The organism is Stenotrophomonas sp. PS02298 (assembly GCF_029959445.1).
In the GTDB taxonomy this organism is placed as follows: Bacteria; Pseudomonadota; Gammaproteobacteria; order Xanthomonadales; family Xanthomonadaceae; genus Stenotrophomonas.
In genome coordinates this window covers 1-12,574 of the sequence record NZ_JASCOR010000018.1, presented here as the reverse complement: position 1 = coordinate 12,574, position 12,574 = coordinate 1, and the positions used below count along the sequence as shown (strand labels likewise).

The following is a 12,574-nucleotide window of genomic DNA, read 5'->3' as shown; positions in this document are numbered from 1 at the left end:
ATGAACAGGGTCAGTGATGCAGTACGCACTTCCTACCTCATGAGCCCTTCCCCGCATTACCAGCAATGCTAAGCGTGTCGGCGATTATTAGCGACCCGTAGCTCGTTCAGGGCACACGACACAGCGCACAAAACCGACCCTGATCTACGCTAAACGGCCGGTACATGGGCGGCGTCTATAATCAGTGGCCACCTCAGCCCCTGTGAACCATGTCCGACAACTGCTTCCTGCAAGCGCTGGATCAGCGCCATTCGGTGCCCTCCCTGCAACTGGGCGAGCCAGCGCCGGACCACGCCACGCAGCTGCGCATGCTGCAATCGGCCGTCCGGGTACCGGATCACGGCAAGATGGTGCCGTTCCGCTTCCTGCGCCTGCAGGGCGACGCCCGCCACGCCCTGGGTGAGTTCCTGGCCCAGCGCAGCCGCCAACGCGACCCCAATGCATCTGACGCGGCGGTCGAGAAGGACCGCAAACGCTTCTCGCATGCGCCGCTGATCATCACCGTGATCGCCCGCCTGCAGGACAACCCCAAGGTGCCCATGCAGGAGCAGCTGCTCACCGCCGGCTGCGCCTGCTTCGCGCTGCTGCAGGCCGCGCAGGGCGTTGGCTTCGGCGCGCAGTGGCTGACCGCGTGGATGAGCAGCGACCCCGAAGTCGCCCGCCATCTGGGCCTGGCCAGCAACGAACAGATCGTCGGCTTCATCCATATCGGCACCCCGAAGATCGCCGTCCCCGACCGCGAGCGCCCCGATCCGGCCGCGCTGCTGCAGGACTGGCAGCCGTGACGGCTGCCAATACCCCGCTGCAGCCGCTTTACCTGATCGACGCCAGTTTGTATGTGTTCCGCGCCTGGCACTCGATCCCCGACGAGTTCCAGGATGCACAGGGATGGCCGGTGAACGCAGTTCACGGTTTTGCCCGCTTCCTGCTCGACCTGCTGGAGCGCGAGCGCCCGCAGCACATCGCGGTGGCTTTCGACGAAGCGCTGGACAGCTGTTTCCGCCACGCGCTGTATCCGGCCTACAAGGCCAACCGTGATCCGGCCCCGGAGGAACTGCGCCGCCAGTTCGCCCATTGCAAGGCGCTGTGCGCCGCCTTGGACCTGGAAGTACTGGCCGACCGCGAATACGAGGCTGACGACCTGATCGGCAGCGCCCTGCATGCCAGCCGCGGCCGCCTGCGCGGGGTCATCGTCTCGGCCGACAAGGACTTGTCGCAGCTGCTGCTGGAACACGACGAACAATGGGACTACGCCCGCAACCAGCGCTGGGGCGCGGACGGGGTGAAGGCACGGCAAGGCGTGCACGCCCACCAGGTCGCCGACTACCTTGCGTTGAGCGGCGATGCAGTGGACAACATCCCCGGCGTCTCCGGCATAGGCGCCAAATCGGCGGCGGTGCTGCTGGCCCACTTCGGCACGATGGATGCCCTGCTCGAACGCATCGACGAAGTGCCGTTCCTGCGCCTGCGCGGTGCCGCCACCATGGCGGTGCGGTTGCGTGAGCAACGCGAGCAGGCGCTCCTGTTTCGCCAGCTGACCACGGTTGCCTTGAACGCACCGCTGCACAACGCCGCTGGCGGCTTCGTGCGCGCCAATGGCGACGGCGACATGCTCGGCGGGCTGTGCGAGGCGCTTCGGTTCGGCCCGATGACCCGGCGCCGGCTGATGACTGCGGCCGGCCTGCAATCCCCTTCCACTCCAGCCAACGAGTTCGCATGAGCCAGAACACTGCTGAACCCCGCGTCGTCTACGAAGGCAAATACCAGCGCATGCTGGTGCGCGGCACCTGGGAGTACAGCGAGCGCACCCATGCCGGCGGGCTGGCTGCGATCATCATCGCGGTCACCCCCGATGATGAAGTGCTGTTCGTCGAGCAGTTCCGCGTGCCGCTGCAGGCGCGCACCATCGAGATGCCGGCCGGGCTGGTTGGCGATATCGATGCAGGTGAATCCATCGAGGTTTCAGCCGTGCGCGAGCTGGAAGAGGAAACCGGCTGGACCGCCGACCAGGCCGAAGTGCTGATGATCGGCCCAACGTCCTCCGGCGCCAGCAGCGAGAAGATCGCCTTCGTGCGTGCCACCGGCCTGCGCAAGGTCGGCGACGGCGGCGGCGATGCCAGCGAAGACATCACCGTGCACAGCATCCCTCGCCAACGCGCTGCAGCCTGGCTGGTCGAGAAGATGGGTGAAGGCTATGAGCTGGACGCGAAGTTGTGGGCCGGCCTGTGGATGATCGAACACCATCTGGATGGGCGTCCGCGTGGCTGACTCGGGCTTGCAAGGCGTCGCCCAACTGCTCGGTGCCGATGATCCAGCGGTTTACACCGTGCACAACCCGCACGGCGGTTCACCATTCCTGCTGCTGGCCGATCATGCCGGCCAGCGCGTGCCGCAGGCGCTGCAGGACCTGGGCTTGCCGCAGGCCGAACTGGACCGCCACATAGGCTGGGACATCGGCATCGCCGGCACCACCCGCGCCCTGGCCGAGCGCCTGGACGCCTGGGCCATCGAACAGACCTATTCGCGGCTGTTGATCGACTGCAACCGGCCGCTGGTGTCGCCGACGCTGATTCCTGAAGTCAGTGACGGCACGGCTGTTCCCGGCAATCGCGGTCTTGATCCGCAGCAACGCCAGCAGCGCATTGATGCGATCCACGCGCCCTACCATGCACGCATCGACGCCGAGCTGGACCGTCGCCGCGATGCGGCCATGCCAACGCTGCTGGTGATGATGCACAGTTTCACCCGGGCGATGGCCGGCGTGGAACGTCCATGGCATGCAGGCGTGCTGTATCACCAGGACACGCGCTTCGCGCATGCACTGCTGCAGGCCTTGCGCGAGGAAGGCGACCTGGTGGTCGGCGACAACCAGCCGTACTCAGTGAACAGCAGCAGCGACTATGCGGTGCCGGTGCATGGCGAAGGCCGCGGACTGGTGCATGTGGAACTGGAGATCCGCCAGGACCTGATCGCAGATGTGGCCGGGCAGCAGGCCTGGGCAGAGCGACTGGAGCGGATATTCCGCAACCTGCAGCCGATGTTGCTCACCCTGCAGGAACCGCGCGGCGCGTTGTAGGAGCGGCGTAAGCCGCGAAGCTGATGGCGTCTCGGACGTTGCGTTTGTAGAGCCCCTGCCGAGCACGGCTCGGCACTACAGGTGCTGACGCTTCTGTGGGAGCGGCGTAAGCCGCGAAGCTGATGACGCCTCGGACGTTGCGTTTGTAGAGCCCCTGCCGAGCATGGCTCGGCACTACAGGTGCTGACGCTTTTTTGGGAGCGGCGTAAGCCGCGAAGCCGATGCAGCTTCCGGCAACTGCAATGCCTCGCATCATGCATTGCCAGCTTCGCGGCTTACGCCGCTCCTACAACAACCGTCGGCGTCGGCGCTGCTGACCACGGGAAGGGTTTGTAGCCTCGCACCTGCAACGGCACGCCGAAGGCATCGAAGGCCGCGACAATTCCGGCGCAGCGCTTCCGGTCCAGCTGTTCACCCAGACACACCGGCAGATCGCGGCAAGCAGCCAAAGCCTCGCCAATCGATACCGCCAACAACACCGCCACCTGCCGCGCTGCATCCTTCACATGCTGCGCAGGACATTGCGCCAGCACCACATCGAAGCTGGCGTAGATACCGGGCCCGACATCCAGCGCCCGTGCGGCTTCCTGCTCGGCCTCCGCGGCCTCGCCCAAGGCCTCATCGATACCCGGCACCTGCAGGAACGCATCGTACTCGGCGTAATAATCCAGTGCCGCTGCGTAATCCTCCAGCGTCGACAGCGGACGCTGGCGCTTCTGCACATCGAGCACATCGGCGAAGGTCGCCGGTTCCAGGAAACTCGAAAGACCCAAGGCACGCGCCGCCGTCGGCAACTCATCATCGTCGAACGCTTCCGCTTCGCTGGCCGGAAGCCAGAACGAAGCACCGAGCGCACCCCCATCACTGGCGTGGACCCAGCCGTAGCGCGCCCACACCTCATCGTCGTCGTTGCAGCTGGCGAAGCTGTCCAGGGTCTGGCGGAGATCCAACAGTTCAATCATGCGTCGCTTGGCAAGCAGTCGGCGGAGCTGCAGTCTAGCGGCGCCGGCCGCAGGCGCAATGCAACCACCACGCCGAGTGCGGCGAACAGCGCAGCACCATATTGCGCATGGACCAATCCCTGCAGCGCCTGCGCGCTGTCAGCCGGTGCGGTTGCACGTGCCGCATTGGCCAGCATCACCAGCACAGCCAGGCCCAGGGCACCGCCGATCTGCTGCGCAGTGGCCGCCATGCCGGAAGCCACGCCTTGCTGCGCGGCAGGAACGCCCTGCCCGGCCACGATCCACATTGCCGTCCAGGTCATGCCCTGGCCCAGGCTGAGCAGCACGATGCCCGGCAGCAGCGGCCAGTAACCAGCACCGTGCGGCAATGCAAAGGCAACGCCAGCAATTCCCAATGCCCCCGCCGCCAAGCCCCACGCCAGCACCTGCCGTGGCGAACGTACCGCCAACATGCGCTCGGCGATGCGGATGCCGACGGTGCACACCAGCGTCGGCGGCAGGAACGCCATACCTGCCTGCAACGGGCTCCAGCCATAGCCATCCTGGTAGTACAGCGCCAGGAAGTAGTACTGCACGCCGAAGCTGCTCATGAACAACATGGTCAGCCACATCGCGGCGCGCAGCCCGGGTACCCGCAGCAAGGCGAAGTGCATCAACGGATCGGCACTGCGCCGTTCAATCAGCACGAAGGCTGCCAGCAACAACAACGACAGCAGCAGGCAAGCCAGCGTTATCGGTGCGGCCCAACCCCATTCCGGCCCCTGCACCAAGGTGGTGACCAGCAGACTGCCGCCGACAGTCACCGTGAAACAGCCGGCGAGATCGAACGACCGACCACGCGCGCGCGGGCCGTCCAACGGCAACCAATAGCCACCCAGCACTGCGCAGGCCCCGGCAATCGGCACGATCACCAGCAGCACCGATGCCCAGCCGAACTGCTGGGTGAGCACGCCTCCTAGCAGCGTCCCCAACGCAAGGCCACCGGCACTGGCCATGCTCCAGATCGCCAGCGCGCGGTTGCGCGGCGCGCCTTCGGCATACAGCGTATTGATCAGGGCCAGGGTGGCCGGGAACAGCAAGGCCGCACCGATGCCCTGCACCGCGCGCGCCGCCACCAGCAGCCACGCGCTGCTGCTGAAACCACCAACCAGCGAAGCCAACGCGAACACGGCCATGCCAATTCGATAGAAACGCCGCTTGCCGAGCAGATCGGCCGCGCGGCCACCCAGCAACAGGCAACCACCAAAGGCCACGGTGTAGGCGCTGACCACCCATTGCAGCTGCTGCGCATTGATCTGCAGTGCGCGCCCCATGTCATGCAGGGCGACGAAGATGATGGTGGCGTCCAGGGCGATGATCAGCTGTGCCGTAGCCAGCAGCGCAAGCGCCAGCCGCGGTGTGGCAGAGAGTGGTAACGATGAAACCTGCATTGCCTGAATCCAGAAACACGGGGGCGCACAGTCTTATTGATGACGCGACGCAGATAAATCATGATACATGCATATTTGTAATGCGGATTTGCATCAATGGATGCCATGGACCTCAACGCGGTACGCATGCTGGTGCAGGTCGCCGACGCACGCAGCTTCACCGTAGCCGCGGGGCAGCTTGGGCTCAGCCAATCCGGCCTGTCGCGGGCGATCAGCCGGCTGGAGCAGTCGTTGGGCGTACGTCTGCTCCACCGCAACACCCGCAACGTCAGCCTGACGCCGGACGGGCGCCTGTTCGTCGAGCACTGCCAGCCGCTACTGAGTGGACTGGAAGACGCACAGCGCCAGCTGGGCGATCGCCCGTGTATTCCCTCAGGCGTATTGAAGCTGACCGCGCCCTCGATGTTTGGCCGCAAGGTACTGGTGCCCTTGGCCGGAAAACTGATCGCCGCGCATCCACAGCTGCAGTTTGAACTGGTGCTCAATGACCGCCTGGTCGACCTCGCCGAAGAAGGTTTTGACGCAGCCCTGCGTACCGGCCCGATCAGCGATGTACGAATGGTGGCCAGACCCTTGCGGCCGCTGCGCTGGGTAACGGTTGCCGCACCGGACTACCTCGCCCGCCACGGCCAACCTGCAACCGTGGAAGCGCTGCAGGAACACACCTGTCTGGCGGTACGCAATCTGCGCAGTGGCCGCTTGGTGGATTGGCAGTTCCGGGCGCTGGATGGGCAGATGCACGACTTCACCCCGCCGACGCGGATGGTGTTCGACAGCGGTGACCCGTTGGTGGAAGCCGCCTTGGCCGGTATTGGCATCGTCCAGGTGATGGACTTCGCCGTCGCCGACGCCCTGGCCGATGGGCGCTTGCAGCGCGTGTTGCAGGCCAACGAAGGACGAACCCGCGCCCTGTCGCTGGTCTATCCGCCATCACGGCAGGTGTCGCCCAAGCTGAAAGTGCTGGCAGAAGCCTTGTTGGCCGGCGAATGGTGAAACGCAACAGCGCCGGTGCTGTCTCGCGTTGTCCACACAGGCTGTGTCCCGGCACATACACAAGCTGTGGATAAGAACCCGCAGACCTTGTGTACCAAGCCCTGGCAACCACTGGTGATTTTTTGGCCAGACCTCACATGTAGTGCCGAGCCATGCTCGGCAGGGGCCTTACCAGCAACCCGACAAATGCAGGAACAGCATCAGCCGCGAAGCGCTGAAAGCACCAGCCAAAGCACCCCTCCCCAGCCCTCCCCTTCGCTACGCGAAAGGGAGGGAGCAAAGCGGTAGTGCCGGGCCATGCTCGGCACTACAGGGGCTCGCTTATCAGCCGGCGAAGCTGTCGGTGGCGCGCACCAGTGCGTCGACGTTCTCGGCTTCAAATGCCGAGTGGCCAGACGCAGGGCTGATCTGCAGCTGCGCCTTCGGCCAGGCCTTGTGCAGTTCCCAGGCATTGGCCAGCGGGCAGACCACGTCGTAACGGCCGTGCACGATCACACCCGGGATGTGGGCGATCTTGTGCGCGTCGCGCAGCAACTGGTCTTCCACCTCGAAGAAGCCACCGTTGACGAAGTAGTGATTCTCGATGCGGGCGAAGGCCAGTGCGAACTGCGGGTCTTCGTGGCTGTTGACGAAATCGTCGTCCACATGCAGGAAGCTGGTGGCACCTTCCCACACGCTCCATGCCTTGGCGGCAGCCAGGCGCGTGGCCTCGTCGTCACTGGTCAGGCGGCGGTGGAAGGCCGAGATCAGGTCATGGCGCTCAACCAGTGGGATCGGCTTGAGGTAATGCTCCCAGGCATCCGGGAACAGGCGGTTGGCGCCTTCCTGGTAGAACCATTCCAGCTCCCAGCGCCGCAGCATGAAGATGCCGCGCAGCACCAGCTCGGTCACGCGTTGCGGATGGGTTTCGGCATAGGCCAATGCCAGCGTTGAACCCCAGCTGCCACCGAATACCTGCCAACTGTCGACGCCGAGCTTCTCGCGCAACTTCTCGATGTCGGCGACCAGATCCCAGGTGGTGTTGTCGACCAGATCGGCATGCGGGGTGGAACGGCCCGAGCCACGCTGATCGAACAGGATGATGCGGTACTTGGACGGGTCGTGGAACTGGCGCATCTTGTCGCTGCAGCCGCCACCGGGGCCGCCGTGCAACATCACCACCGGCTTGCCGTTGGGGTTGCCGCATTGTTCGAAGTACAGCGTATGGCGGTCGTCGACCTTGAGCGTGCCGGTATCGTAGGGCTCGATGGCGGGGTAGAGCGTGCGCATGACAGCCTCGCGGGGAACAGGACGGCTAGTCTAGCGCAGCGGTGTTTGCGTCTTGTTTGTAGGACACGGCGAGTTGAAGGGGTTGGCGTTGGCCTAAGTGCCGTCATTCCCGCCTACGCGGGAATGACGAGCTGAAACAACCGCAAAGGCCCACCGCAACAACAACCTCAACCAGGCCAACGGCCCAAGGTCACCCGATCGCGCTGTTCCAGATCCTGCACTGTCTGCGCTTCCACAAAGCCTGCCTGCTCAAGCAGCGCGCGGATCGCGTCACCCTGATCCCAGCCGTGCTCCATCAACAGCCAACCACCGGGCACCAGATGCTCGTGCGCGCCAGCAACAATCTCGCGGATCGCATCCAGACCATCCGGACCCGAGGCCAGGGCCGGCGGCGGCTCGAAACGCAGATCACCTTCAACCAGATGCGGATCACCCGCAGCGATATACGGCGGGTTGCTGACAATCATGTCGAAGCGATCCGCACCCAGCGCGGTATACCAATGCCCGCGCCGGAACCACACGTTCTCCAGCCCATGTGCCTGCGCGTTCTTCACCGCTACCGCCAAGGTCGGGCCGAGCACGTCGGTCGCCATTACCGTCGCCAATGGCCGCTCACTGGCGATCGACAAGGCGACCGCGCCACTGCCGGTGCCCATGTCGGCCACCCGCACCATGTCGTCGGCCGGCAGCCGTGCCAGCGCCTGCTCGACCAGCAGCTCGGTTTCCGGGCGCGGAATGAGGGTCGCCGTGTTGACCTGCAGGTCCAGGGTCCAGAAGCCGCGACGGCCTGTCAGATAGGCCAGCGGATGGCCTTCGGCACGACGCGCCAGCAGCACCTCGAAACGCTCCACCGCGTCGGTATCCACCTCGTCGGTGGCATGCGAGAACAACCAGGCCCGCTCCACGCCCAGCACGTGGATCAGCAACTGCTCGGCCTCATGGCGGGCATCTTCACCCGGCAGGCGTGCAGCAGCCTCCCGCAACAGCTCGGCAACCTTCAACGTGGACACTGCTTTACCTCTTCGCGGGTTCGTTCAGGAGGGCGAGGATAGTCAGCGCACCCGTCCCTGCCTACCGCCATGATCCTTGCCCTGGGATTAGTCCTGTCTATGCCTCGCCGTTCAGCTTGGCTCTGGATGGCTTGGAAAGCCCGCAAAGCACCCGATATCAGGCCTTGAGGCAGTTCCGGAGCATCAATTGATAGGCTTTATCTATTGATACGATGCATCCAATTCATTTGTTTTATTAGATCCTGCCTATTAGTCTTGCTCCAACGATTCACCCCGCCCTACACCCAAGAGGAAACTTCATGTCCCTTATCAACACCCAGGTCCAGCCGTTCAAGGTCAATGCGTTCCACAACGGCAAGTTCATTGAAGTCACCGACGAATCGCTGAAGGGCAAGTGGTCGGTCCTGATCTTCATGCCGGCAGCCTTCACCTTCAACTGCCCGACCGAGATCGAAGACGCCGCTGACAACTATGCCGAGTTCCAGAAGGCTGGTGCCGAGGTCTACATCGTGACCACCGATACCCACTTCTCGCACAAGGTGTGGCACGAAACCTCGCCGGCCGTGGGCAAGGCCAAGTTCCCGCTGGTTGGCGACCCGACCCACCAGCTGACCAACGCCTTCGGCGTGCACATTGCGGAAGAAGGCCTGGCCCTGCGTGGCACCTTCGTGATCAACCCGGAAGGCGTGATCAAGACCTCGGAGATCCACTCCAACGAGATCGCCCGTGACGTGTCCGAAACCCTGCGCAAGCTGAAGGCTGCCCAGTTCACCGCCGCACACCCGAACGAAGTGTGCCCGGCCAAGTGGAAGGAAGGCGAAAAGACCCTGACCCCGTCGCTGGACCTGGTCGGCAAGATCTAAGTCCCAGTCAGCCGGTGGTGATGAACCAGATACAAGGTTCATCGTCATGGCACTCCCACCCCGCCCTCGCGGCGGGCGTGGGGGTGAACCGCAGCGTGTTGATGCCAGCCAGCACCACGCCCGCACGCCACGCAGCCCGCTGCGGTTCACCCCTACTTCTACTGGCGCCCCGCTTCATGCAGGGGCGTCACTCCCCCGCTTTGCCTCAACGAAGGAGTTGACCGTGCTCGACGACAGCCTCAAGACCCAGCTGCAGCAGTACATGGGCCTGCTGCGCCAGCCACTGCGCCTGATCGCCTCGCTCGACGACAGCAGCGCCAGCCAGGACATGCGCGGCCTGCTTGACGATATCGTCGCGGCCGGCGGCGGCAAGATCTCGCTGGACAGCTCCGGCGATGATGCGCGCAAGCCTTCCTTCGTGATCGCCCGCGAAGGCCAGAACCATGGCGTGCGTTTCGCCGGCCTGCCGCTGGGCCACGAATTCGAATCGCTGGTGCTGGCCCTGCTGTGGACCGGCGGCCATCCGCCGAAGGTTGCGCAGGACGTCATCGACAGCATCACCGCGATCGACGGCGAGTACAGCTTTGACGTCTATATGTCACTGACCTGCCACAACTGCCCGGACGTGGTGCAGGCGCTGGCGCTGATGGCGATCCTGAACCCGAAGATCAGCACCACGGTAATCGAGGGCGGCACGTTCCAGCAGGAAGTTGAACAGCGCCAGGTGATGGCGGTGCCGATGGTGTTCCAGGGCGGCGAGATGTTCGATTCCGGCCGCATGAGCCTGGAGCAGATTGTCGCCAAGCTCGACACCGGCGCCGTTGCCCGCGAGGCCGAGAAGATCAAGGCCAAGGATGCATTCGACGTGCTGGTTGTGGGCGGTGGCCCGGCCGGTGCGGCGGCGGCGATCTATGCCGCACGCAAGGGCATCCGCACCGGCGTTGCCGCCGAGCGTTTCGGTGGCCAGGTGCTGGACACCATGGCGATCGAGAACTTCATCTCGGTGCAGCACACCGAAGGCCCGAAGCTGGCCGCTGCGCTGGAAGCACACGTACGTGAGTACGAGGTGGACATCATGAACCTGCAGCGCGCGGCCAAGCTGTTGCCGGCCGGTGCCGATGGCCTGGTCGAAGTGCAGTTGGAGAACGGTGCTTCGCTGAAGTCCAAGACGGTGATCCTGTCCACCGGCGCCCGCTGGCGGCAGATGAACGTGCCGGGGGAAGACGAGTACCGCAACAAGGGCGTGGCCTACTGCCCGCACTGTGACGGTCCGTTGTTCAAGGGCAAGCGCGTGGCGGTGATCGGCGGCGGCAACTCCGGCGTGGAAGCAGCCATCGATCTGGCCGGCATCGTCAGCCACGTCACCGTATTCGAGTTCGACAGCAAGCTGCGTGCCGACCAGGTGCTGCAGGCCAAGCTCAACAGCCTGCCCAACGTGAAGGTGGTGCTCAACGCACAGACCACCGAAGTGCTGGGCGACGGCCAGAAGGTCAACGGCCTGGTCTATACCGACCGCGTCGGTGGCGATTCGCACCGGGTCGAGCTGGAAGGCATCTTCGTGCAGATCGGCCTGCTGCCGAACACCGAGTGGCTGCGCGGCACGGTGGAGCTTAGCGGTCGCGGCGAGATCATCATCGATGATCGCGGCCAGACCAATGTGCCGGGCGTGTTTGCGGCCGGCGACTGCACCACGGTGCCGTACAAACAGATCATCATCGCGATGGGCGCCGGTTCGACTGCCGCGCTCAGTGCCTTCGATCATCTGATCCGTACACCGGTGCTGCAGCCTGCAGCGGTAGAGGCAGCAACCGCCTGAAGCTAGAAGCCCCTCTCCTGCGGGAGAGGGGTTGGGGTGAGGGTAAGACCTTCTGCAATCTTGGAAAACCTGGGCTTGGCCCAACCCTCATCCGCCCCTTCGGGGCACCTTCTCCCGCAGGAGAAGGAAACACCCGGGAGCCCGACATGAACCTTCGTGACCTGAAATACCTGGTGGCGCTGGCCGAGCACAAACACTTCGGCCGTGCCGCTGCAGCCAGCTTCGTCAGCCAGCCCACCCTGTCCACCCAGATCAAGAAGCTGGAAGAAGAGCTGGGCGTGCCGCTGGTGGAGCGCGCGCCGCGCAAGGTGATGCTGACCCCGGCCGGCCGCGAGGCCGCCGCGCGGGCGCGCAGCATCGTGGCCGAAGTAGAGCAGATGAAGGAAGCCGCCCGCCGCGCACGTGATCCGGAAGCTGGCACCGTGCGGCTTGGCATTTTCCCGACCCTCGGCCCCTACCTGTTGCCGCATGTGGTGCCAGCGATTCGCCAGCGCTTCCCGCAGCTGGAGATGTTGTTGGTCGAAGAGAAAAGCGATGTGCTGCTGGCACAGCTGCGCAATGGCCAGCTCGATGCTGCGCTGCTGGCCCTGCCAGTCGCCGACGAGCAGCTGCACACCGAGTTCCTGTTCGAGGAACCCTTCGTGCTGGCCGCGCCGGAAGGTCATCCGCTGACCAGCCACCCATCACTGACACTGGATGACCTGTCCGACCAACGCCTGCTGCTGCTGCAGGACGGCCATTGCCTGCGCGATCAGGCACTGGATGTCTGCCATATGGCCGGCGCGCTGGAGAAATCCGAGTTCCAGGCCACCAGCCTGGAAACCCTGCGGCAGATGGTCGCAGCCAATGTCGGTGTCACCCTGTTGCCGATGCTGGCGGTGAAGCCGCCGGTGGCGCGTTCGGAGAACGTGCGGTTGATCCCGTTTGCCGGCAATCCGCAACCGAACCGCAGGATCGGCATGGTCTGGCGCCGCAGTTCGGCGATGGGCGCGTTCCTGGAACAGTTCTCGCAGCTGTTCAAGCAACTGCCGGAGGGGTTGTTGGAGGTGCCGGCGGAGGCTGCTCGGGTTCAGCCTTAAGAGCTTACCCCTCCCCGGCCCTCCCCTCCGCCTGCGGCGTAAGGGAGGGAGCCAAGCCTTGCCCCCTCCCTTACGC

Annotated in this window: 12 protein-coding genes; 8 read left to right on the top strand and 4 right to left on the bottom strand. The window is 64.6% G+C overall.

Annotated features, from left to right (window positions below; translation table 11 throughout):
- Positions 1-209 precede the first annotated feature (209 nt).
- From QMX78_RS04800 to QMX78_RS04785, 4 genes are read left to right on the top strand one after another with little or no spacing between them, the layout of a single operon-like run.
- Positions 210-785: a nitroreductase gene (locus QMX78_RS04800; protein ID WP_282267084.1), complete on the top strand. Its 576-nt coding sequence runs from the start codon at positions 210-212 to the stop codon at positions 783-785.
- Positions 773-1,720, top strand: coding sequence for a 5'-3' exonuclease H3TH domain-containing protein (locus QMX78_RS04795; RefSeq protein WP_282267143.1), 948 nt, complete (start codon positions 773-775; stop codon positions 1,718-1,720). Before QMX78_RS04800 ends, QMX78_RS04795 begins: the two co-directional genes overlap by 13 nt.
- A complete protein-coding gene (locus QMX78_RS04790) occupies positions 1,717-2,268 on the top strand; it encodes an NUDIX hydrolase (RefSeq protein WP_282267082.1) in 552 nt (183 codons plus the stop codon). Before QMX78_RS04795 ends, QMX78_RS04790 begins: the two co-directional genes overlap by 4 nt.
- Positions 2,261-3,076 (top strand): N-formylglutamate amidohydrolase, encoded by an 816-nt coding sequence (locus QMX78_RS04785; protein ID WP_282267080.1) that lies wholly within the window; start codon positions 2,261-2,263, stop codon positions 3,074-3,076. The genes QMX78_RS04790 and QMX78_RS04785 overlap by 8 nt, the downstream gene beginning before the upstream one ends.
- Positions 3,077-3,351: 275 nt before the next feature.
- On the opposite strand, the gene QMX78_RS04780 is transcribed toward QMX78_RS04785, so the two are convergent.
- Positions 3,352-4,038: a hypothetical protein gene (locus tag QMX78_RS04780; RefSeq protein WP_282267078.1), complete on the bottom strand. Its 687-nt coding sequence runs from the start codon at positions 4,036-4,038 to the stop codon at positions 3,352-3,354.
- On the bottom strand, positions 4,035-5,468 hold the full coding sequence (locus tag QMX78_RS04775) for an MFS transporter (protein ID WP_282267076.1): 1,434 nt from the start codon (positions 5,466-5,468) through the stop codon (positions 4,035-4,037). The genes QMX78_RS04780 and QMX78_RS04775 overlap by 4 nt, the downstream gene beginning before the upstream one ends.
- Before the next feature lie 105 nt (positions 5,469-5,573).
- Here QMX78_RS04775 and QMX78_RS04770 point away from each other — a divergent pair, with 105 nt between their 5' ends.
- On the top strand, positions 5,574-6,461 hold the full coding sequence (locus QMX78_RS04770; protein ID WP_282267141.1) for a LysR family transcriptional regulator: 888 nt from the start codon (positions 5,574-5,576) through the stop codon (positions 6,459-6,461).
- 324 nt (positions 6,462-6,785) lie between these two features.
- Here the strand turns inward: QMX78_RS04770 and pip are convergent, their stop codons facing one another.
- Both pip and prmC read right to left on the bottom strand, forming a co-directional pair.
- Positions 6,786-7,730, bottom strand: a complete 945-nt coding sequence (gene pip / locus QMX78_RS04765) for a prolyl aminopeptidase (protein WP_282267074.1) — start codon at positions 7,728-7,730, stop codon at positions 6,786-6,788.
- A 167-nt stretch (positions 7,731-7,897) separates the two neighbouring features.
- Entirely contained in the window at positions 7,898-8,740 is an 843-nt protein-coding gene (gene prmC / locus QMX78_RS04760; protein WP_282267072.1) for a peptide chain release factor N(5)-glutamine methyltransferase, read from the bottom strand.
- Positions 8,741-9,039: 299 nt separating this feature from the next.
- On the opposite strand from prmC, the gene ahpC reads away from it, so the two are divergent.
- The 3 genes from ahpC (at position 9,040) to QMX78_RS04745 (ending at position 12,498) form a co-directional block, all read left to right on the top strand.
- Complete coding sequence (gene ahpC / locus QMX78_RS04755) at positions 9,040-9,603, top strand: alkyl hydroperoxide reductase subunit C (RefSeq protein WP_282267071.1); 564 nt, start codon at positions 9,040-9,042, stop codon at positions 9,601-9,603.
- Between the two features lie 223 nt (positions 9,604-9,826).
- Positions 9,827-11,419 carry an alkyl hydroperoxide reductase subunit F gene (ahpF, locus tag QMX78_RS04750; RefSeq protein ID WP_282267068.1) on the top strand — a complete coding sequence of 531 codons (1,593 nt, stop codon included), beginning with the start codon at positions 9,827-9,829 and terminating at the stop codon, positions 11,417-11,419.
- Between the two features lie 146 nt (positions 11,420-11,565).
- Positions 11,566-12,498, top strand: a complete 933-nt coding sequence (locus QMX78_RS04745; protein WP_282267066.1) for a LysR substrate-binding domain-containing protein — start codon at positions 11,566-11,568, stop codon at positions 12,496-12,498.
- The last annotated feature ends 76 nt before the right edge of the window (positions 12,499-12,574 follow it).